The 20,698-nt window shown below is 72.7% G+C and carries 23 protein-coding genes; 9 read left to right on the top strand and 14 right to left on the bottom strand.

Annotated elements, in window-relative coordinates; translation table 11 throughout:
• Positions 1–225 precede the first annotated feature (225 nt).
• On the top strand, positions 226–852 hold the full coding sequence (locus ACFV4F_RS37795; protein ID WP_380444736.1) for a ScbR family autoregulator-binding transcription factor: 627 nt from the start codon (positions 226–228) through the stop codon (positions 850–852).
• Positions 853–901: 49 nt separating this feature from the next.
• On the opposite strand, the gene ACFV4F_RS37790 is transcribed toward ACFV4F_RS37795, so the two are convergent.
• Positions 902–1,528: a ScbR family autoregulator-binding transcription factor gene (locus ACFV4F_RS37790; RefSeq protein WP_380444735.1), complete on the bottom strand. Its 627-nt coding sequence runs from the start codon at positions 1,526–1,528 to the stop codon at positions 902–904.
• Positions 1,529–1,881: 353 nt separating this feature from the next.
• Here ACFV4F_RS37790 and ACFV4F_RS37785 point away from each other — a divergent pair, with 353 nt between their 5' ends.
• On the top strand, positions 1,882–2,931 hold the full coding sequence (locus ACFV4F_RS37785; RefSeq protein ID WP_380509618.1) for a ScbA/BarX family gamma-butyrolactone biosynthesis protein: 1,050 nt from the start codon (positions 1,882–1,884) through the stop codon (positions 2,929–2,931).
• Positions 2,932–2,941: 10 nt separating this feature from the next.
• On the opposite strand, the gene ACFV4F_RS37780 is transcribed toward ACFV4F_RS37785, so the two are convergent.
• From ACFV4F_RS37780 to hemL, 7 genes are all read right to left on the bottom strand, one after another.
• Positions 2,942–3,346 (bottom strand): hypothetical protein, encoded by a 405-nt coding sequence (locus tag ACFV4F_RS37780; RefSeq protein ID WP_380497348.1) that lies wholly within the window; start codon positions 3,344–3,346, stop codon positions 2,942–2,944.
• A gap of 125 nt (positions 3,347–3,471) precedes the next feature.
• The gene (gene ccsB / locus ACFV4F_RS37775; protein WP_380444732.1) at positions 3,472–4,668 is read right to left on the bottom strand and encodes a c-type cytochrome biogenesis protein CcsB; all 1,197 of its coding nucleotides are present in this window, start codon (positions 4,666–4,668) and stop codon (positions 3,472–3,474) included.
• A gap of 3 nt (positions 4,669–4,671) precedes the next feature.
• The gene (locus ACFV4F_RS37770) at positions 4,672–6,399 is read right to left on the bottom strand and encodes a cytochrome c biogenesis protein ResB (protein ID WP_380509615.1); all 1,728 of its coding nucleotides are present in this window, start codon (positions 6,397–6,399) and stop codon (positions 4,672–4,674) included.
• 2 nt (positions 6,400–6,401) lie between these two features.
• The gene (locus ACFV4F_RS37765) at positions 6,402–7,190 is read right to left on the bottom strand and encodes a cytochrome c biogenesis CcdA family protein (protein WP_380444729.1); all 789 of its coding nucleotides are present in this window, start codon (positions 7,188–7,190) and stop codon (positions 6,402–6,404) included.
• Complete coding sequence (locus tag ACFV4F_RS37760; protein WP_380444728.1) at positions 7,187–7,804, bottom strand: TlpA family protein disulfide reductase; 618 nt, start codon at positions 7,802–7,804, stop codon at positions 7,187–7,189. Before ACFV4F_RS37760 ends, ACFV4F_RS37765 begins: the two co-directional genes overlap by 4 nt.
• A gap of 197 nt (positions 7,805–8,001) precedes the next feature.
• A complete protein-coding gene (locus ACFV4F_RS37755; RefSeq protein WP_380444772.1) occupies positions 8,002–8,652 on the bottom strand; it encodes a histidine phosphatase family protein in 651 nt (216 codons plus the stop codon).
• A 62-nt stretch (positions 8,653–8,714) separates the two neighbouring features.
• Positions 8,715–10,043 carry a glutamate-1-semialdehyde 2,1-aminomutase gene (hemL, locus tag ACFV4F_RS37750; RefSeq protein ID WP_380444726.1) on the bottom strand — a complete coding sequence of 443 codons (1,329 nt, stop codon included), beginning with the start codon at positions 10,041–10,043 and terminating at the stop codon, positions 8,715–8,717.
• A 309-nt stretch (positions 10,044–10,352) separates the two neighbouring features.
• Here hemL and ACFV4F_RS37745 point away from each other — a divergent pair, with 309 nt between their 5' ends.
• Positions 10,353–10,982, top strand: a complete 630-nt coding sequence (locus tag ACFV4F_RS37745) for a hypothetical protein (protein ID WP_380444724.1) — start codon at positions 10,353–10,355, stop codon at positions 10,980–10,982.
• Between the two features lie 85 nt (positions 10,983–11,067).
• On the opposite strand, the gene ACFV4F_RS37740 is transcribed toward ACFV4F_RS37745, so the two are convergent.
• The 5 genes from ACFV4F_RS37740 to ACFV4F_RS37720 all read right to left on the bottom strand — a co-directional run bounded on the left by ACFV4F_RS37740 (position 11,068) and on the right by ACFV4F_RS37720 (position 16,778).
• A complete protein-coding gene (locus ACFV4F_RS37740; RefSeq protein ID WP_380444723.1) occupies positions 11,068–12,477 on the bottom strand; it encodes an MFS transporter in 1,410 nt (469 codons plus the stop codon).
• A 94-nt stretch (positions 12,478–12,571) separates the two neighbouring features.
• A complete protein-coding gene (locus ACFV4F_RS37735; protein ID WP_380444722.1) occupies positions 12,572–13,060 on the bottom strand; it encodes a MarR family winged helix-turn-helix transcriptional regulator in 489 nt (162 codons plus the stop codon).
• A gap of 97 nt (positions 13,061–13,157) precedes the next feature.
• Positions 13,158–14,441, bottom strand: a complete 1,284-nt coding sequence (locus tag ACFV4F_RS37730; protein WP_380444721.1) for a hypothetical protein — start codon at positions 14,439–14,441, stop codon at positions 13,158–13,160.
• Between the two features lie 162 nt (positions 14,442–14,603).
• Positions 14,604–16,202 (bottom strand): RICIN domain-containing protein, encoded by a 1,599-nt coding sequence (locus ACFV4F_RS37725; protein WP_380509614.1) that lies wholly within the window; start codon positions 16,200–16,202, stop codon positions 14,604–14,606.
• A 336-nt stretch (positions 16,203–16,538) separates the two neighbouring features.
• Positions 16,539–16,778, bottom strand: coding sequence for a chaplin (locus tag ACFV4F_RS37720; RefSeq protein WP_329929030.1), 240 nt, complete (start codon positions 16,776–16,778; stop codon positions 16,539–16,541).
• A 228-nt stretch (positions 16,779–17,006) separates the two neighbouring features.
• Here ACFV4F_RS37720 and ACFV4F_RS37715 point away from each other — a divergent pair, with 228 nt between their 5' ends.
• The 3 genes from ACFV4F_RS37715 (at position 17,007) to ACFV4F_RS37705 (ending at position 18,285) form a co-directional block, all read left to right on the top strand.
• Positions 17,007–17,258, top strand: a complete 252-nt coding sequence (locus ACFV4F_RS37715; protein ID WP_380449117.1) for a chaplin — start codon at positions 17,007–17,009, stop codon at positions 17,256–17,258.
• A gap of 236 nt (positions 17,259–17,494) precedes the next feature.
• On the top strand, positions 17,495–17,767 hold the full coding sequence (locus ACFV4F_RS37710; RefSeq protein WP_380449115.1) for a chaplin: 273 nt from the start codon (positions 17,495–17,497) through the stop codon (positions 17,765–17,767).
• Positions 17,768–17,904: 137 nt separating this feature from the next.
• Entirely contained in the window at positions 17,905–18,285 is a 381-nt protein-coding gene (locus tag ACFV4F_RS37705; RefSeq protein WP_380446753.1) for a hypothetical protein, read from the top strand.
• Positions 18,286–18,357: 72 nt separating this feature from the next.
• Here ACFV4F_RS37705 and ACFV4F_RS37700 read toward each other — a convergent pair whose 3' ends face one another.
• Positions 18,358–19,020 (bottom strand): hypothetical protein, encoded by a 663-nt coding sequence (locus ACFV4F_RS37700; protein ID WP_380509611.1) that lies wholly within the window; start codon positions 19,018–19,020, stop codon positions 18,358–18,360.
• A gap of 315 nt (positions 19,021–19,335) precedes the next feature.
• On the opposite strand from ACFV4F_RS37700, the gene ACFV4F_RS37695 reads away from it, so the two are divergent.
• From ACFV4F_RS37695 to ACFV4F_RS37685, 3 genes are all read left to right on the top strand, one after another.
• Complete coding sequence (locus ACFV4F_RS37695) at positions 19,336–19,680, top strand: rodlet layer protein (protein WP_329929036.1); 345 nt, start codon at positions 19,336–19,338, stop codon at positions 19,678–19,680.
• Between the two features lie 99 nt (positions 19,681–19,779).
• Positions 19,780–20,124 carry a rodlet layer protein gene (locus ACFV4F_RS37690; protein WP_380446759.1) on the top strand — a complete coding sequence of 115 codons (345 nt, stop codon included), beginning with the start codon at positions 19,780–19,782 and terminating at the stop codon, positions 20,122–20,124.
• Positions 20,125–20,333: 209 nt separating this feature from the next.
• Positions 20,334–20,600 (top strand): hypothetical protein, encoded by a 267-nt coding sequence (locus ACFV4F_RS37685; RefSeq protein ID WP_380446762.1) that lies wholly within the window; start codon positions 20,334–20,336, stop codon positions 20,598–20,600.
• Positions 20,601–20,698: the final 98 nt, after the last annotated feature.

Below are 20,698 nucleotides of genomic sequence, written 5' to 3'. Positions count from 1 at the left end.
CACAGCACCACTCCGCGCCCCCGCGCGCCCCCCCCCAGGGGGGCGCGCCCGCCGCGCGGGGTCCGGCCTTACGGCCCGCCCGGCCGGGCCGGCCCGGAGGAAGCCCCGGACCGGGCCGCGAGCGGCTCGGTAGGATACCTACTGGACGGTATGCGGCCCGCCCGCCCGTCGGCCCCCATAGGATCGGCCGCTGCCGAGGTACCAGAACTATCCAGGGAGGCTGCGATGGCCAGGCAGGCCCGCGCACTGGCGACCCGCCAGGCGGTACTCCTCGCGGCGGCCGAGGTGTTCGACGAGCGCGGCTACGCCGCCGCCACGATGTCGGACATCCTGGAGCGGGCCGGCGTCACCAAGGGCGCGCTGTACTTCCACTTCCGCTCCAAGGAGGAGCTGGCGCTGGCCGTCATCCTGGAGGGCCAGAGCGCGTGGCTGGCCACCTGGGAGCCGTCCTCCGACAGCCCGATGCAGACCCTGATCGACCTGTCGTACGCGTTCGCCCGCGCCCTCCAGGACGACGTCCTGGTGCGCGGCAGCATCCGTCTGACGATCGAGCACGGCAGTTTCACCCAGCCCCAGGTCGCGGCCTACCAGGGCTGGTCGGACGCGACGCGGGAGCTGCTGGAGCGCGCGCAGGAGGCCGGGGAGCTGCACCCGGGGATCGACCTGCGCGGCGCGGCCCTGGTGCTGCAGGGGGCCGTCACCGGCATCCAGCTGAGCTCCCAGGTGCTGACCGACCGGCAGGACCTCATCGAGCGGATCGCCGACCTCTGGACGCTGCTGCTGCCCGGTCTCGTCCAGCCGCACGCGCTGACCAGGCTGAGCGTCGTCGAGCGCGTCCCGGCGGCTTCCTGACGCATTCTGAGGCTCCCTGAGGCCCACCGGGCCCCGAGGCCGGCCGGCGTCAGAGCCGGTAGGCGGCGCAGCGGCCGGTGTCCACCAGGGCGGGCAGCGCGGCCGCCCAGGTCCCGCGGACGGCCTCCGGGCCGAGCCGGGCGGCGTCCTCGGCGGCGAGCAGGACCAGGCCGGCCGCGAGCGTCGTGAGCAGTTCGGCGGCGGCCCAGCGGTCGATGCCGGGGCGCAGTTCACCGGCCTCGGCGGCGCGGCCGAGCAGGCGGTGGACGACGGCGGTGAAGCTGCGCCAGGCCGCGCCGGAGCCGGACGGGTCGGCGGCGTCCCGGCGGGGGCCGTGGCCGGCCCGGCCGAGCTGGACGCCGGCCCGGACCACCACGTCCTCGCGCAGCAGCCGGGCGAGTTCGTGCGAGAGGTCGACGAGGTCCTGGACGGCGGGCCCGCCGGCGCGCAGGGCGCGCAGCGCGGCCGAGCCGATCTCCCGACCCGCCGCGGCGCGCACGCCGTCGGCGAGGGCCTGCTTGGAGACGAAGTGGAAGTACAGGGCGCCCTTGCTGACGCCGGCCCGGCGGCTGATGTCGACCAGGCTCGCCGACTCGAAGCCCACGTCCGCGAACGTGCTCGCCGCGGCGAGCAGCACGGCCTGCCTGGTCCGCCCCGCGCGTTCCTGCTTGACCACTGAGGCCCCTCCGGACTCGACCGGCCGCGGCCCCGCCGCCCGGCTGGTGTCAGGGCGCCGACGAGGTGGGGTACGACGCCTCGCATGCGGACGGACGCCACCTAAACCGCATGGTTGGTATCTAATCTACCGCCTCGGCCAACCCCGCCGTCCAGCGGGGAGGCACCCCCGCCCAAGGTCCTGGGTGCCGGACGCCAGGCATTCCCGCAGCCCAGAGGCCCGGTAGCGTGGTCCCGTCGGGCCGCCCGACGGGGGCGACCCCGAACGCGACTCACAAACCGGGTGGTCTGTATGTTTTGCTTGCCAAGCGTCCGCACCGGCCGCTCGACCGACACCCTGGAGTGGGGCCCGTCATGCCACTGATCGTAGAGCCGGATGCCCGCGACCCCTACGCCCACCCCGTCACCGGCTACGACTTCCACGAACGGACCGTCTCCCGCCACCTCGTCCACCGCACCTCGGTGTCCGAGGTGCTCCTCACCGGCTGGCAGGCGGCCGGCCCGTACGAGTTCCGGATCGGCGCCCAGTGGCCCCGGATGCACGGCTTCTACCGGCTGCCCGGCGACCGCCACCACGACCCGGTGCTGATGGCCGAGACCGTCCGGCAGGCCGGTCTGCTGATCGGGCACGTGGGCTTCGGCGTGCCCAAGGGCCACCACTTCGCGATGGACGACCTCGACTACTCGCTCGGCCCGGCCGGACTGGCCGGCCTCGCCGTCACCACCGAACCCGCCTCGCTGATGCTCGACGCCGTCTGCGAGGACGTCCGGATGCGCGGCGGCCGGCTCGCCTCCCTGCGGATGCACGCCGAGATCACCCGGGGCGGCCGGACGGTCGGACGCGGTTCGGGGCAGCTGCGGGTCATCTCCCCCGCCTCCTACGCGCGGCTGCGCGGCCCGGCGCGGCGCGGCGTCACGCCCGTCCGCCCCGGCCCGCCCACGACTCCCGAGCTGGTCGGCCGCGCGCACCCCTCCGACGTCGTGCTCAGCCCGACCCTGCTGCCCGACAGCTGGGTGCTGCGGACGGACGCCGCGCACCCGGTGCTGTTCGACCACACGCTCGACCACGTGCCCGGGATGCTGGTGCTGGAGGCCGCCCGGCAGGCCGCCCAGCGGCTGCGGCACCCCGAACCGGTCGCCCCGGTCGAACTGGTCTCCTCGTTCGACCGCTACATCGAGCTGGACCGGCCCTGCCTCGTGCGCGCCGTCCGCGAGGGGACCCCGGACGGCCGTCGGGTGCCCGTCCGGGTGCTGCTGATCCAGGACGGCCGGACGGCGGCCGACTGCCGGCTGCTCACCGAGCCGCTGGACGGCCCGTGCGTCCCCTCGGCCCGGCGGGACGGCTTCGACGGCCGCCCCACCGCGCCGGACCTCGGCGGCACCGGGCTGCCGCTGGCCTGCTGAGCCCGCCGCCCTACGCCGCGACGAGCGCGGACGGGCGGCCGGCGTGCATCACGCTCAGGTTGGCGGCCAGCCGGACCGGGTCCTGGGCCAGCCACAGCCGCAGTGCGGCGCCCAGCATGGCACTGGCCGACCCGACCCGGATGCCCGTCACCTGGGCCAGCCTCGCCGCGCCCGGCACCAGCAGGTCGGCCAGCGCGGTCGGCAGCCAGACCGTCAGCGCGCACGGCGCGGGCGCCGTGAGGGCGCCCAGCAGCCGGTAGGCGTCGGACGGCGAGCTGATCGTGGGGATGATGTCCAGCAGCCCGTCGGCCACCACTTCGGACACGTCGCTGCGGTGTCCCTGGGCGAGCCGGCGGAGCAGCGTGCGCTCTGCGGCGGTGATTCGGACGGTCAGCATGACCTCGTCGCACTCCATTGCGCGATTTCCTCCTCAGTTCCTCCCCGTACCGGCACAGGGCGGCCGGCACGAACTACCCCTGTCGCACCTCGGCCCGGCTTCCAACCGTGGAGCGCCGGGCCGGTGGGTGTGTTCCGCTCCGGTCAGATACCCGCGTACGAGTGCTTGCCGGTGACGAAGATGTTCACGCCGTAGTAGTTGAAGAGCCAGCAGGCGAAGGCCGCCAGCGCCAGGTAGGCCGCCTTGCGGCCCTTCCAGCCGGCCGTCGCGCGGGCGTGCAGGTAGCAGGCGTAGGCCACCCACGTGATGAACGACCAGGTCTCCTTCGGGTCCCACTCCCAGTACTTGCCCCAGGCCGCCTCGGCCCAGATCGCGCCCGCGATGATGGTGAAGGTCCACAGCGGGAAGACCAGGGCGTTGATCCGGTACGACAGCTTGTCGAGCGTCGACGCGGCGGGCAGGCGGTTGCAGACCGAGACCCGGACGCGGGCCAGGCCGGTGCGCAGGTCGCTCTGCTGCTTGCCGGCCGTGCGGGCGGCGCCCGGCTTCAGGTACTCGTACAGCCCGGCCTCGACCCGGCGGTGGTAGGAGTCCTGGAACAGGTACAGCAGCGTGGCGATGAAGGCCGCGTAGAAGGCGCCGCCGCAGAAGATCGCGGTGGAGACGTGGATCGCCAGCCAGTACGAGTGCAGCGCGGGGACGAGCTGCTCGGAGTCGGTGTAGAGCACGGTGGTGGCGATGCCGAGCGTGAGCAGCACCGCGACGGTGACCGGCAGGCCGAGCCAGCGGACGTTCTTCCTCGCCGCCAGCAGCACCAGGTACGCGGCCGTCATGGCCAGCGCGAACGCGCAGGAGAACTCGTACATGTTGCCCCACGGCCAGCGGGACACCGACAGGCCGCGGGTGACCACGCCGCCCACGTGCAGCAGTGCCGCCAGGACGGTCAGCGAGACCGCGATGCGGCCGGCCAGGTCGGCCTTCTCGCTGCTGCCGGCCGCGCCGGGGCCGTCCACCTCGTCGTCGCCGCGGCCGCTGGTGACCACCGTGGCACCCTCGCCCGCCAGGGCGGTGCGGGTGAGCGTGGTGGTGCCGCCGCCCGCGCCGGCCACGGTGACGGTGACCTTCTTCGCGGCCCTGGCCGGCTGGTTCCCCGCCGCGGCGACGGTCTCGGCCAGGCTGCCCGACTGCTCCTTCGAGCGGACGGCGACGGCGCCCTTGCTGCCGAACGTCCACTCGAACATGTGGGCGAACATGGCGATCGTGTAGACCGCCATCGCCGAATAGATCAGCTTGTTGGAGAGGTCGGCCAGCTGTGGGTCGACCCCCGAGGCGAGATGCACCGTCTACTCCTTGGAGTTCTGGTCGGCAGGGGCTGTGGGGTCCGCGGGTGCTTCCGGTGCCCGGTCGGGTTCGTCGTCCTCGTCCTCCTCGGACGCCGGGGCGTCGTCCTGGAGGTCCACCGCGAGTTCGGCCAGCTCCTCGGCGATCTTCGCCGACTCGCTGCGGGCCAGCCCGGCCAGCTCGACCAGGGTGCCGCCCTCCGGCAGGGCGACCGCCCGCACCCAGATCCGGCGGCGCTGCACGAACAGCGAGCCGATCAGGCCGAGGATCGCCAGCACCGCGCCGGTCAGGGCGATCGCGTTGCCCGGACGGTGCGAGACGTTGAAGCTGGCCCACTGCTTGTAGCCCTCGAACGTGACGCTGCCGTAGCCGTCCGGGAGGGTCCAGCCCTGGCCGGGCTTCAGCAGGGCCTTGGCCGGCTGCTCGTCCAGCTGCAGCTGGGTCATGTTCCTGGTGTTCAGCTGGTACACGTTCTGCGGCAGGCCCGAGTCGGTGCCGAGGTCGCCCTCGTAGGCGTTCAGCACCAGCTCCGGGGCGGCGTCGCCCGGGAAGAGCGAGATCGGGCCGGTGCCCGCGAAACTCAGCGGGGCGGTCGGCAGGAAGAAGCCGGAGAAGCCCATCTGGGTCTTCGTGCCCTTCGGCCCGATGCCGTAGTCGGACACCTTCACGACGCCGGTCGACGTCATGTTGGCGTCCTGCGGCAGGAACGGCGTCGCGCCGGTGTAGACGACCTCGCCCTTGCCGTTGCGCACGGTGATGACCGGGGCGTAGCCGTGGCCGATCAGGAAGACCTTCGAACCGCCGATCTCCAGCGGGTGGTTGACCTCGATCGTGCCCTGCTTGAGCTTCGCGGCATCGTCGCCCGCGTAGTACTCGACGTTCGCGGTGAACTGCCGCGCGGCGCCGATCTGGTCGCCCTGGTCCTGGAACTTGGCCGTGAAGCCCTTCAGCTTGAGGAAGAAGGGGTCCAGGTCGTCACTCGTGTAGAAGGCCGAGCCGGTGAAGTCGTCGAGCTGGGTGATGGTGTTGGAGTAACCGTCGCCCTCCACCATCAGCTTGCCGCCGGTGCCGGCCGCCAGGCTCGCCCAGGCGAAGCCACCGAGCAGCGCGAACAGCGACAGGTGGAACAGCAGGTTGCCGACCTCGCGCAGGTAGCCCTTCTCGGCGGCCACCGCGCCGCCGGCGAGGTGCGCCCGGAACCGGCGCCGGCGCAGCAGCCGGTGCGCGGCGGCGTTGACGACCTCGGCGTCCGCCCCGGTGCGCCAGGCCGCGTAGACCGGCATCCGGGTCAGGTTGCGCGGCGCCGCCGGCGGCTGGGCCCGCAGCACGCCGACGAACTGCCAGGTGCGCGGGACGATGCAGCCGGCCAGCGAGAGGAACAGCAGGATGTAGATCGCCGAGAACCAGACCGAGCTGTAGACGTCGAACAGCTGGAGCTTCTCGTAGATCGGCGCGACCGTGGTGTGCTGCGCCTTCCACGTCTCGACCTTGAACTGGTTCTGGCCGTTCTGCGGGATCAGCGAGCCCGGGATGGCCGCCAGCGACAGCAGGAAGAGCAGGATCAGCGCGACCCGCATCGAGGTCAGCTGGCGCCACATCCAGCGCAGCCAGCCGAGCACCCCTATGCCGGTGGGGCCGTCGGACTCGACCGGGGCGGTGCTGAGCCGCTCGGCCGCCGCGTCGGCCGGCGCCGGGGGCGGCTGCTCGGTGTCGGTCGTGGTGTTGCTCACGGTCAGATTCCGATCCGGAAGTCGGCGGTCCAGGACTGCAGCTGGTACATCATCGCGTCCCAGACACCGGTGACGAGCAGCAGACCGACCGCGACGAGCATGCCGCCGCCGATCCTCATGACGAGCGGGTAGTGCCGCTTGACCCACCCGAAGGCGCCGAGCGCTCGGCGGAAGGCGACGGCGGCCAGGATGAACGGTACGCCGAGACCCAGGCAGTAGAAGGTGGTCAGCAGCGCGCCACGCTGGGCGTCGGCCTGGTTGAGCGCCAGGTTCTGCACCGCGGTCAGGGTCGGGCCCATGCAGGGCGTCCAGCCGACGCCGAACACCACGCCCAGCACCGGGGCGCCCAGCAGGCCGACCGCCGGGCGGCGGTGCGAGCGCACCTCGCGCATGCTCAGCCCGGGGACCAGGCCCATGAAGGCCAGGCCCATCACGACGGTGAGCCCGCCCAGCACGATGTCGATCGTCCGCTTGTAGCCCTGCAGCTCCTGGCCGAAGTAGCCGAACAGGGCGCCGGTGGAGACGAAGACGGCGGTGAAGCCGAGGATGAACAGCAGCACGCCGAGCAGCATCCGGCCGCGCCGGGTGCCGCGCGCGTCGGCCAGGTCGGCGGCGGAGAAGCCGGTCACGTACGACAGGTAGCCCGGCACCAGCGGGAGCACGCACGGCGAGAAGAACGACACGAGCCCGGCCGCGAGCGCGACCGGCGCCGCGACCAGCAGCGCCCCGCTCTGCACGGTCGCGGTGGTGTCGGCGAGCCGCAGGACGGTGCCGGCGGCCTCCGCGCTCACTGCTTCGGCTCCGCGACCACCGGCTGGAGCACCGACTCGAGGGCGTCGTCGACCGTGCCGCCGACGGCGCGGGCGGCGAGCTTGCCGTCCCGGTCGATGATCAGCGTGGTCGGGATCGACTGCGGGTTGAGGCTGCCCTTGGGGAACTTGAGCAGCTGGGTGCCGGCCGGGTCGAAGATGCTCGGGTAGGTGACGCCCTTCTCCTGCTCGAAGCGGAGGGCGTTGGCCTTCTCGGTGTCGCGCGTGTTGACGCCGAGGAACTGGACCCCCTGGTCCTTGTACTTCTGCCAGACCCGCTCCAGGTCGTCCGCCTCACCCCGGCACGGCCCGCACCAGGAGCCCCAGACGTTCAGCACGACGACCTTGCCGCGGTAGTCCGAGAGCTTGACCTGGTTGCCCTCCAAGGTCTCCCCGGCGATGTCCGGCGCGTCCTCGCGGTGGCCGGCCTCCGCCTTGGAGACGTTGGTGCCCTTGACCGTCACGAACCCGAGCTGCCCGTCACCACTGCTCGACGAACCCGACGAGGAGCATCCGGTGAGGACGAGCGCAGCGGCGGCGGCGGTAGCGGCGGCGGCTGCGGCGACACGGGGGCGGGGGCGCGCCATGGCAGACATGTGAAAAGTTTCGCATGGAGTTCCAGGCAGGTTCGGGGGGGTCCTGCCTTGCGCGTCGCACCCCCTCTGACCTGCGGCGAGGCCCGGCCGTCCGGTGATCTTCGGACGGCCGGGCCCCATACTTACACCCCGCTTACGGGCCGTTCGGGCGAGTCTCGAACGGGCCCCCGGGCGCGTCGTCCGCGGGCCTCGGAGCCTCAGGCGCCGAAGCTCTTGCCCACCGGCTTGTCGCCCTTGCGGCCCTTGCCCACCAGGTGCGCGGGCAGCAGGTCGCGGGCCGGCTCGCGGTAGCCGACCGAGACGATCTTGTCGCCCTCGAAGGTGAAGCTGGTCAGCGAGGCCAGCGAGCACTGCCGGTTGCGCGGGTCGTGCCACAGCCGGCGGCGCTCGACGAAGGAGCGGACGATCCAGATCGGCAGCTGGTGGCTGACGCAGACCGCCTCGTGCCCGCGGGCGGCGTCCCGGGCGGCGCCGAGCGCGCCCATCATCCGCACGACCTGGTCGAGGTAGGGCTCGCCCCAGGAGGGCTTGAACGGGTTGGTGAGGTACTTCCAGTAGCCCGGGTTGCGCAGCGAGCCGTCACCGACGCCGAAGGTCTTGCCCTCGAAGATGTTCTCCGCCTCGATCAGCCGCGCGTCCGCCGCGACCTCCAGGCCGTGCGCCTTGGCGATCGGCTCGGCGGTCTCCTGCGCCCGCTCCAGCGGGGACGCCACCACGTGGGTGATGTCCCGTCCGGCCAGGTCCTCGGCGACCCGGTCGGCCATCCGCCGGCCCAGCTCGGACAGGTGGTAGTCCGGCAGGCGGCCGTACAGGACGCCCTCCGGGTTGTGCACCTCACCGTGCCGCATCAGGTGGACGACGGTGATCTCTTCGGCACTCACTTCTCAAGACTCCTGGGGCTCGGGGTGGACTAGGCCGTGGCCGCGGCGGCCGCGCGCGCGGCGGCCGGCAGGGCGGCGGCGATCCGCTCGATCGCCCGCTCGTCGTGGGACGCCGAGACGAACCAGGACTCGAAGGCGGACGGCGGCAGGTAGACGCCCTCGGCGAGCATCGCGTGGAAGAAGGCGGTGAAACGGTACGCCTCCTGGGTCCTGGCCTCGTCGTAGTTGGTGACCGCGGCCTCGGTGAAGAACACCGAGAACATGTTCCCGGCGGTCTGCAGCCGGTGCGCCACGCCCTCCTTGGCGAGCGCCTCGGTGACCAGGCCGGAGACCTCGGCGGCGACCCGGTCCACCGTCGCGTAGACCTCGTCGGTGCAGCCGCGCAGCTGGGCGAGGCCGGCGGCGGTGGCGACCGGGTTACCGGAGAGGGTGCCGGCCTGGTAGACCGGGCCGGCCGGGGCCAGGTGCGCCATCACGTCGGCGCGGCCGCCGAAGGCCGCGGCCGGGAAGCCGCCGCCCATGACCTTGCCGAAGGTGAGCAGGTCCGGCGCCCAGCCCTCGTGCGCGGCCTCCAGGCCGTACCAGCCGGCCTTGGAGACGCGGAAGCCGGTCATCACCTCGTCGGAGATGAACAGCGCGCCGTTGTCCCGGCAGAGGCGGGCCAGGCCGGCGTTGAAGCCGGGCAGCGGCGGGACGACGCCCATGTTGCCGGGCGAGGCCTCGGTGATCACGCAGGCGATCTCGCCCGGGTGCGCGGCGAAGGCCTGTTCGACCGCGGCGAGGTCGTTGTAGGGCAGCACGATGGTGTCGCCGGCCTGGGCGCCGGTGACGCCCGGGGTGTCGGGCAGGCCGAAGGTGGCGACGCCGGAACCGGCGGCGGCCAGCAGCGCGTCCACGTGACCGTGGTAGCAGCCCGCGAACTTCACGACCTTCGCCCGGCCGGTGAAGCCTCGGGCCAGCCGGATCGCGGACATGGTGGCCTCGGTGCCCGAGGAGACCAGCCGGACCTGCTCGACCGGGGCGATCCGCGCGACGATCTCCTCGGCGAGCTCGACCTCGCCCTGGCCGGGCGTGCCGAAGGACGTGCCGCGGACGACCGCCGCCTGCACGGCGTCGATCACCGCGGGGTGCGCGTGGCCGAGAATCATCGGACCCCACGAGCACACCAGGTCGACGTACTCGCGGCCGTCGGCGTCGGTGAGGTAGGGGCCGGTTCCGGACACCATGAAGCGCGGCGTGCCGCCGACCGCGCGGAAGGCGCGCACCGGGGAGTTGACGCCGCCGGGCGTGACGACCGACGCGCGGTCGAACAGCGACTGGGACTGGGGGGCTTCGTAGGGGTAGCTCACGGGAGACATGGTCTCAAATCGTGTCCTTGACCTCTGCATGTCGGACCCGATCATCTGGAACGATGATCCGGGCACCGTTGTCTGTACGGTTGTCCGTAGAGACGGGGGCGCTGACTGCCCCGCGGCGCGGACCAGTCAGACTGTGCACTCAGAGTGCGCAGGCGCTCCGGTTGTGTGCAGGGGTGTGGAGAGGACTGCCGCCTTCCGCGAGTGGGTAGGGCCCGCGAGTGGGTACGGCGGCGCATGACGGGTAAGGAGCACGTCCGGAGGGACGCCGGGCGTGCGGGGGTCTGTCGATTCCGGCGAATTCCGGTGAGGATGGTCCGAGTGTCCGAGGCGCAGGACGGCTACGACGAGGCCGCGGGGGGCTCCCGCAGGCCTGCCGAGGCCGCACGCGGGGGTACGGGAGCGGGGACGGGACGCGGTCGCCGCGGCGGCGAGAGGCGGGGTGAGGGACGCGTGGGGGTGACGTACAAGTACTTCGGCGCACCCGACCGTGCGACGGCCGCCAGAGTCCCCACCGCGCTCGGCCCGGGCGGACTCGGCCTGGACGCGGGTGAGCTGGGCTCGCTGGGGCGCCTCGGCGACCTGATGGAGACCAGCGGGTCCCCCAACGGGCACCTCTCCACCAAGATCAAGCCGGAGACCATGAGCGCCATGGTCCTCACCGGCATCCAGGGCGTCCCGCTGCACCAGGTCCCGCCGCTGGAACTCGTCGTGCTGCACCCCGACTACGCCGTCGTCCAGCTCCCGCAGAACGTCGTCGAACCGCTGCGCAAGGCCGACGAGACCGAGCTCGGCGCGGCGGCCTTCATCTGGTCCACCGTGCCCGACCGCCGGGGCCCGCGCGACGCCTTCGTGATCTACAGCATGCTGCACGAGTGGCAGGACTTCGCCAACCGCCTGCACGAGGCCGGCCACCAGCTGTACTGCCTGGTCTGGCCGTAACGCGGCCGGACGGACCGGCAGATCCGACGAAACCGAACGCCCCGACGGCCGAACCGGCCTCGGGGCGAAGGTGTCTGACGGCTCGTCACCGGTCGGCCCCGGCGGGGCGGAGCACCACTGCGGCGAGCAGCGTGGCGAGCACCAGCAGGCCGGCGGCCACCGCGAAGGCGACGTGGAAGCCCCCCACGGGTGAATCCGAGGAGCGGTCGGCGAGGGTGGTGAGGACGGCGACGCCGAGTGCGCCGCCGACCTGCTGGGTGGTGTTGAAGAGCCCGGAGGCGGTGCCCGCGTCGGCCGGCCCGGCACCGGACATGCCCAGCGCGGTGAGGGCCGAGATCGCGAGGCCGAATCCGGCCGCGAGCAGCATCGTCGGGAGCAGGTCGAGGACGTAGTCCGCGTCGGCGGGCAGCCGGATGAGCAGCGCGAGGGCGGCGACCAGCAGGACGAGACCCGCCAGCAGCACCGGGCGTTCGCCGAAGCGGGCGTTGAGGCGGGCGGAGAGCGCCAGCGAGACCGTGCCGATGGCGAGTGCGGCGGGGAGCATCGCGAGGCCGGTGGCGGCGGCGCCGTAGCCGCGGACGTTCTGCAGGTAGAGCGCGATCAGGATCTGGAAGCCGAACAGCCCGGAGACCATGAGCAGTTGGACGGCGTTGGCGCCGGAGACGTTCCGTGAACGGAACGTCCGCAGCGGCAGCAGGGGGTGGGCGGCGCGGGCCTGGCGGAGCAGGAAGCCGGCCAGCAGGGCGAGCGACAGCGCGCCGAGGCCGAGGGTGCGGGCCGAGGCCCAGCCGTGCTCGCCGGTGCCGACGATGGCGTAGATGCCGAGCATCAGGGCGGCGGTGATCAGCGCGGCGCCGAGCCCGTCGGCGCCGGCCCGCAGGCCGGGGCCGCTGTCGGCCGCCAGCACGCGGACGGCGAGCAGGGCGGCGGCGAGGCCGAGCGGCAGGTTGATCAGGAAGATCCAGTGCCAGCTGAGCGCCTGGGTGAGCACGCCGCCGAGCACCTGGCCGACGGAGGCGCCGGCCGCGCCGACGAAGCTGAACGCGCCGATGGCCCGGCCGCGTTCGCGGGGCTCGGGGAAGAGCGTGACGATCATGCCGAGGCTGACGGCCGAGGCCGTCGCACCGCCGACCCCCTGGAGGAAGCGGGCGGCGATCAGCACGCCCTGGCCGGGGGCGAGGGCGCAGAGCAGCGACGCGGCGGTGAAGACGCCGAGCCCGGCGACGAAGACGCGCTTGCGGCCGACGAGGTCGCCGAGGCGGCCGGCGAGCAGGAGCAGGCCGCCGAAGGCGATCAGGTAGGCGTTGACCGTCCAGGTCAGGCCGGCGGGCGAGAAGTGCAGGTCGTCCCGGATGGCGGGCAGCGCCACGGTGACGATCGAGCCGTCCAGGACGATCATCAGCATCCCCGCGCAGAGCACGGCGAGGGCGAGTGCGCGGGAACGGACGGGGGCGGCGGGCGCCGGGGCGGGCGCGGTCGGGGCGTGCGTGGGCATGGCGGGTCTCCCGGTTCGTCGAGTACCGGGTAAGACGCTAGCAGATTGTTTTGTTCGGGACTATCTATCTCGGGAGCAGCTCGCGGCGATCCGCTCAGCTCCGGGCGCGGCGGGCGCGGCGGACCGTCCGCTCGCTCTCCACGGGCTCCGCCAGGTGGCCGTCCACCAGGCGCGTCAGCGCCGACACGAAGACCCCGCGCTCGGGCTCCGGCAGGGCGTCCAGCACCTCGCGGTGCACCCGGTCGGCGATCTCGGTGCCCCGCTCGACGGCGCGCTCGCCCGCCTCGGTGACCGAGATGATCCGGGCCCGGCGGTCGATGGCGGACGGGCGGCGCTCGGCCAGGCCCGCCTTCTCCAGCTCGTCGACGGTGACCACCATCGTCGTCTTGTCCAGGTCGGCCAGCTCGGCGAGCTGGATCTGGGTGCGCTCCGCCTCCTGCGCGTGGAACAGCACGCAGTACGCGCGGGGGGTGATCCCGAGCTCGGTGAAGGCCGACGCCATCCGGGTCGCCAGCACGTGGCTCGCGTGGTCCAGCAGGCCGGAGATGTCGCGGATCTGCCGCACGGGCGGGGTCGTCGTCATGCGTCCGAGGTTAGCAACGTGCCGTCCGTCGACAGATGATCCCGTAGCCAACCAACCGGCGTGCCGTCGCACACGAACCGCCCCAGCGCGGGACGGCCTACGGGATGCCCATCTCGAACAGCGCGTACCCGGCGTACCAGCCGGCCGCGATCGCGGGCATCGCGAACAGCCCGATCAGCGAGGGCGTCCGCACCCGGCGCAGCGCGACCGCGAGGCCGACGCAGAGCGGGAAGGCTGGCAGCAGGTAGCGCGAGATGTTGTCGAAGATCTGGTTGCTGCTCAGCGCGGTGAAGATGGTCAGCAGCGTGTAGATCACCAGGACCAGCGGCGGGCGCAGCCGCAGCAGCAGCACCAGCAGGCCGGGCAGGGCGATCAGCAGCGCGATCGCGATCAGGTCGGGGGCCGGGTTGGACTGCCAGAAGTTCCAGTGCCCGGTGACCACGTCCAGGGCCGTGCGGGAGGTGGAGGCGCCCCAGTCGAAGTAGCGGTTCCAGGCGCCGCGCTGGAGCTTGAAGTAGCCGCCCCAGTCCCCCATCCGGTAGCCGACCCAGGCGACGTACCAGAGCAGGCCCCACGGCGTGATCAGCATCGCGAAGAGCGGGCGGCGGACGCCGTCGGTGCGCCGGACGAGCGCCACCAGGGCGGCGACCGAGACGGCGGCGATCAGGGCGGCGGCGGTCGGGCGGTTGAGGCCCGCGGCCAGGGTCAGCAGCCCGGCGGCGACCCAGCGGTGGGTCATCACGCAGTAGCAGGCCCAGGCGGACAGCGCGACGAACAGCGAGTCCGAGTAGACCGCCCACTCGACGCCGGAGCCCGGGAACAGGCCCCAGAGCACCGCGGCGATCACGCCCGCCCGCCAGCCGCCGAGCCGCTCGGCCACCGCGAAGATGCCGGCCGCCGCGACGAACGAGGCGAGCACCGACACGACGATGCCGGAGCCGTACGGGCCGAGCCCGGTGACCGCGCCGACCAGCCGCATCAGCCACGGGTAGAGCGGGAAGAAGGCCGCCGAGTTCTCGTAGTAGCTGGCCAGCGGGAAGCCGTGCAGCGGGATCAGCTGCGGGTCGTAGCCGTTCTCGGCGATCCGCTGGTACCAGATGCCGTCCCAGGTGCCGAGCACGTCCCACGGCTGGGCGCCGCCGCCGCGGCCCGGGTCCTTCTTGAGGTAGTCCCCGGTGTGGGCCAGCAGCATCATGAAGACGGTCAGGCCGGTGGCCTTGACCACGGCGTACGCGCCGAGCGCGGGCGCGAAGCGGTCCATCAGGGCGCCGAAGCGGCCCGGGGCGGTGCGCTCCGGCTCCGGCCGTTCGTCCGTCGTCACCGGAGGCGTCGGGGCGCCGGGTTCGGCGCTGGACGACTCGGTGCTCGATGCCGTGCTCATCTGCTGTGGCTCTCCCCGCCCGGCTCGTGGTCGGCGCGCCGGCGAACGCGGCGACGTCGAGTGAGCCTACGACACCGGCCCCGCCCGGCCCGGGGCGGCGGGGCGCAACCGGGCGGGCACACCCGGGCGGCGGACCGGGGCGCGGCGGTGTCTGCGGCGGTGTCAGCCGTGGAGGTAGACGATGCCGAGCTTGGTGAGCTGCCAGAGCTGGTCGGCGGCGCCGGTGTCGGCCGCGAGCACGACGAGCGGGTTGCCCTGCGCGTCGCGGCCGCCGCCGGCGGTGAGCACCTTGCCCTGGTCCTGGGAGTCGGCGACCGTGTAGCGGCCGCCGCCGGCCGGCTTGAACACCCAGTGCTGGTTGCCGCCGCCGTTGCAGCCCCACTGCTGGATCCGGGTGCCGACGGCGACGGACGCGGCGTCGGCGTCCAGGCACATGTCCCGGTTGCCGCTGAAGTCGAGCTCGTAACCGCCGCCCGCCTTCGCCTCCAGGACGAACGACTGGTTGAGCCCGCCGGTGGCCGGGTAGCTGATCGCGGCGCGGCCGTTGGTCGCGTCGCCGTAGGTGCCGCCGCCGGTGAGGTCGAGCGCGTTGCCGGTGGCCGCGTTGGTCAGCTGGTACCAGGCGCCGTCCTCGGGGCCGTCGCCGAACGGCTGCCCGGGGGTGAGCGGCTGGATGGACGTGGTGTTCTGCTGGTTGAGCGTGCAGTAGGCCTCCGCCTGGTCGGGCCGGGCGAAGAACTGGCCGAGGCAGACGCCCTCGCCGCGGTAGCCGGCGACGCGCAGGTGGTACGACTGGCGGACCATGTTCATGCACAGGCCGGGGATGCCGATCTGCGAGTCGCAGCCGTTGCGCGCCCACTCGGAGAGGTTGATGACGTCCCCGTTGCTGTACTCGTACGGGGAGCTGGTCCACTCGGCGCAGACCTCGTGCCCGAAGGCGACCCGCCGCTGGTCCAGGTACCGCACGCCGGGCACCTGTTCGGCCGCCGAGCGGAGCGCGTCACTGAACGTCGGCACCACCCAGTTGTGGCCCCAGGCCAGGTCCTCGGGGAAGGCCGGGCAGCCGTCGGCGATCTTGCCGAGGTAGTCGTTGCGGCGGATGTCCGGTGTGATCGGGTTGAAGTACGACTGGTAGACCAGCTGGTACGAGGAGTCCGCGTAGCCGGCCCGGCGCATGGTCTGCCGGATGTTCTGCAGCGCCGCGACGACCTTGGGCTGGACGCGCTTGGCCCGCTGGGCGATGTCGGCGCTGCCGATGGTGTCGCGGCAGCCCTGGCTCTTCGGGATCGGGAAGTACTGCGCGAGGCAGTGCATCATGATCCCGCTGAAGTCGAAGTCGTCGTTGGCGCCGATCGTGACGACGACCATCTTGACGTCGTACTTGCCCGCCGCGTCGGCGAGTTTGACGTCCTGCTTGGGCTCGCCGAAGTCGCCGCTGCCGCCGCCGGTGATCTTGGCCAGCTCCGGGTCGCTGACCAGGTCGCCGGTCTGGGCGCCGGAGCAGGCGAGGTCGATCGGGGTCACCCCGGGGATGTCGGTGACGAAGACCTCCGACTTCGGGTGCCGGTGGCAGTAGTTGGTGGGGGTGTCGGTGTCCGGGAAGTAGCCGTCGCCGGTGTCGGTGCCGGCGCCTTCCCCGGAGATGGCGCTGTCGCCGAGGGCGACGATCGCGGCCGGGCGGGCGCCGTCGGCCGCGGGGGCCTGGTCGGCGAGGGCGGCGGGTGCGCCGGCCAGGCCGAGAGTGGCGACGAGGGCGCTCACGGCGAGAAGTGCGCCGTACGGGGAGCGGCGCGCAACCGTCCGGGTTCTGCGCGCCGCCGACAGTCGTGACCTGATCACACGCGACTCCTTGCGGGGGGGTGGGGACCGCCCGGCCGGGGGCGCCGAGCGGCGCGGAGCAAGAACGCGGAGCAGAAAGATGAGCAGGTCTCACATTCTAGGTACTGACAAGTAACGCAACAAGGCTTGTGACAGCAGCGGAAGTTGACGCTCCGCGGGCCGTCGCGACGCCCCCGGACATGCGAAAGAGCCGCCGCCCGCACCCCAGGAGGGAAGCGCGGGACGGCGGCTCGACACCCGGCCGAACCGGGTGCGGAATCAGCCCAGGTTGGCGCAGTGGTTGCCGAACGCAGGGTTCAGCGCACCGATGACGTCGACCGAGTTGCCGCACAGGTTGACCGGGATGTGCACCGGGATCTGGATCTGGTTGCCGGAGATGACACCGGGGGAACCCGCGGCGACGCCCTCGGCGCCCGAGCTGGCCATCGCGGAGCCCGCGCCCGCGGCGACGATACCCACCACGGCGGCACCGACGGCAGCCGTCTTCTTGATGCTCATACGAGCCTCCTGACTGTTCAACAGAGATGCACGGGGAGTGCGACAACTAGAACGAGACCCGTCGGGAGCGGTTGCGAGCGCACACGCCATGTCACCCGTGTGGCGCAACGGTGGCGGTACCCGGCATTCGGGTGATCACCGGACCGGACCGTTTCCCCTCGCGCCCTGCCTCGTTCTCCCTGGCGGAACACGCTCCACTCAGGCCCCTACACGAATCGAGTACCGCCCATGCGCAAGCTAGCCCACGGCGTCGCCGGCACCGCGGCCACCGCCGCCCTGCTCGCCGCCGGTGCCGGCGTCGCGTCCGCCCACCACCTGCACGGCGCGACCGCCGAGGGTGTCGCGGCCGGCTCCGCCGGCGTGGTCTCGGGCAACTCGGTGGAGGTCCCCGTGCACATCCCGCTCGACGTGTGCGGCAACTCGGTCGACGTGGCGGGCCTCCTGAACCCGGCGTTCGGCAATCACTGCCTCAACGCCTGACCGGGAATTCCTCCTGGTCGCGCCTTGCCCCGGACCTTATCCCGGCCGTGCGGGAAACCGTCCGCGAGGCGCCGAGAAGCGGCCACCGCGGCCACGCCCGAGCCATGGGCGGAACACGCCGGTGTGCGCCGACGGAGTGACAAACCACGGCAATCCCAGAAGCCAGCGGGCGAGCATTCCTGCTCGCCCGGCTCCCGACATTCGCGATCCGTCGGGCAGAAAACGGAGGAAATAACATGCGCAACCTCAAGAAGGCCGCCGTCCTGACGCTGGCCACCACCGGTCTGGTCCTCGGTGCGGCCGGCGGCGCGTTCGCCAGCTCCGGCGCCCAGGGCGTGGCCGCCGGCTCCCCCGGCGTGCTCTCCGGCAACCAGATCCAGGTGCCGATCCACATCCCGCTGAACGTCTGCGGCAACACCGTCAACGTCATCGGCCTGCTGAACCCGGCCTTCGGCAACAGCTGCGCCAACGTGGACATGCACCCGCACCACGACGCGGACGACTGCTGATCCTCCGGTCGGCACGCGTTCCGGCCGAACTGCCCCCCGACCGACCGGCCGGGGGGCAGTTCGGCATCTCCGGACGGCCCCCTGCTCCCGGCCGGCCGCCGGCCGACCGGATCCCGATCCACCGAAGGGTGATCCGCATGGTTTCGAAGAAGGGCGGGGCCGGGCTGGCCGCCGCCGTCGGCGCCGCGGTGCTGCTCGGCGCGGGCTCCGCGCAGGCCGCCACCGCCCCGCACCCGGTCCCGGAGACCGGCCCGGCCACGCTGACGAAGACGGACGTCGGCCAGGCGCTGAACGGGACGACCTCCGGGCTCGGCTACGGCGTCGCGCCGATCAAGAGCCTGCGCCTGGACCCGTGGGCGAACTCCTCGGCCGACGTGCTCAACAACGGCGCGACCGTGCAGCCCGACCAGGGCCTCGCGCCGGTCGGCACCGGTACGCTGACCGGTCCGCTGAGCGCCGGGGGCGGCGCCAAGGACCTCCCGCTGGTCGGCGGACTGACCGGCGTCCTGCCGGGCTGAGGCCCGCGCACACGCGAGAGCCCGGCACCCGTACGAGGCGGGGTGCCGGGCTCTCGCATGTGCGCGGAGGACTCAGAGCTGCGCGAGGTCCGTCAGCCCGGTCTCCTGCACGACGCCGGTCGTGGTGGCCGCGGTGGTCGTGGCCAGGTCGTTCACCTCGTCGGTGACCGAGAGGCGGTGGTCCTCGTTGCCGAGGGTCGCCGTGGCGCCCGGCACCGCCTGGACGGCGCCGGTGACCAGCCGCGGGTCCACCTCGTCGACCTTCAGGCGACCGCCGGCCAGCTGGCCGGTGCCGTCCTGGGCGAGCGAGAGCGGCTTGCCGAGGGCGAGGCCCGGGGTGTCGGCGCGCAGCGGCGCCGCGGGGGCGTCCAGCAGCACCTTGCCGAGGTCGGTGCTCTGGTCCACCAGCGGGACGGGCAGCTCGGCCTTGGCGCTCGGGCCCACCTTGCCGGTGCGCAGCTCGGGGACGAGGCGGTCGGGGAGCAGCTCGGTGCTGGTGCTGGTGGTCCGCCCCGGCGCCGGCGGCATGACCAGCGAGGTGGGGATGCCCGCGGTGAGGTGGCTGTCCAGCGGGGCGAGCGGGATGTCCGCGGGGACCTGCTGGGTGGCCAGCCTGTCCTCCAGCGCTCCGACCTGGTCGGGGCTCATGGGGGCGGCGGAGGCCGCCCCCTGGGAGGCGAGCACGCCCGCACCGACCGCCAGCAGCATCGCGCCGGCCCGCTTGGAGAACTTCATGCTTTTCACCGTTCTGCCTGTCCGTACTGGAGATCTTCCGAGGGGGGTACGGCCGCGCTACCCGAGTACCGCAGCCGTAAAGCAATCTGTCTCAACGAGTGAGCGGGAGTACCGATTGCGGCGGTTAACCGATTCGGCCTAATAATCCGACCGGAAACCACTCCCGGACGCGCCTCCCGGACTCTTTTCAAAAATCCCCGTAACCTTCCGTGCCGTCATTCTTTGATCTGGACGTCAGTGACTGCAGACCGGGTCTGAGCGTTCTACGCGTTGTACGCACGGAAACCAAAGAGCTTTTCAGAGAGGGATCTCCCCATGATCCAGAAGTCCTTCGCCGCCGCCGGCCTGGCCGTCGCCGCGCTGGCCGCCGCCGCCGCGCCGGCCACCGCCATCGGTGACGCGGACGGCGCCGCCGCCTCCATCGAGGGCAACGGCGGCACCAACTTCACCGGCACCGTCGGGAACAACAGCCCGAACTTCCACTTCCTGGACAACGCGAACGTCTGCCTCCCCGAGATCCACAACATCGCCGTCGGCGTTCTCGGTGTGGCCGTCCCCGTCGAGGTCCCGATCGCCAACAGCGGTGGCAAGCAGTACTGCACCCAGGGCCAGGGCACCCAGAGCCACGGCGACGCCGGCGTCTCGCACCTGGTCGGCTGACGAACCGTCCGAGCCGTACCGCCTGCAGCTCCCGGGCAGGCCTCCTGAACCATCCCTTCGAATCGCTCCCCGATTCACCCCTCGAGAGGAAAACCGGAAATGATCAAGAAGTCCCTCACCGCTGCCGGCCTGGCCGCCGCCGCCATCGCGATGTCCGCCGGCTCGGCCTCCGCCATCGTCGACTCGGACGGCGCCGCCACCTCGGTCCAGGGCAACGGCGGCACCAACCAGACCGGCACCCACGGCAACGCCAGCCCGAACTTCCACACCCTGGACAACGCCAACATCTGCCTGCCGGAGGTCCACAACATCGCCGTCGCCGTCATCGGCGTCGCGGTTCCGGTCGAGGTGCCGGTCCTGAACAGCACCCCGAAGCAGATCTGCAACGTCGGCCAGAACACCCAGTCCTCGGGCGACGCGGGTGTCTCGCACCTGATCGGCTGATCAAGGGGCACGGCACGGACGGAGGGCCCGGGGAGGTTGGTCTCCCCGGGCCCTCCGGGCTGTACGGACGAGGTGTCCGGCGGGCGCGCGCCCGGCCGGGTGAACGGCCGTCCGGTCCGGCGCGTGGGGCGGCGGGCCGGACGGCCGGAAGTGATCACGTGTCACAGGCAGAGCGCCGGCCGAGGCGCTCCCGAAGAGAGGGCAGAACCATGAAGAGCAAGCTGGCCAAGGTCGCGCTGACCGCCACCGCCGCGCTCGCGCTCGCGGGTGCCGCCACCCCGGCGTTCGCGCACGTCGGCCTGGCTGGGGGCGGCGAGTTCGTCGGCTCCGCCGACCCGGTGTTCGCGGCCGACCAGTGGGCCGCCGTCGCCCACACCTCGCACATCGTCACCGGTGGCGAGGGCTGGGGCGCCGCCACCGCCAAGGACGTGGCCGGCGGCGTGGAGGGCTTCGCCCACGTCCACGACTTCCGGTAGGCCGTACGGCGGAAGGCCGGGCCCCCCCCCCCCCCGGGGGGGGGCCGGCCCACCCCCCCCCCCCCCCCCCCAGCACCGCCGCGCCCGGCCGCCCGGGG

The sequence above is a fragment of the Kitasatospora sp. NPDC059722 genome, assembly GCF_042733235.1.
Classification (GTDB): Bacteria; Actinomycetota; Actinomycetes; order Streptomycetales; family Streptomycetaceae; genus Kitasatospora.
Note: the sequence above shows the minus strand (reverse complement) of the source record. Positions and strands in the feature narration are given on the sequence as shown.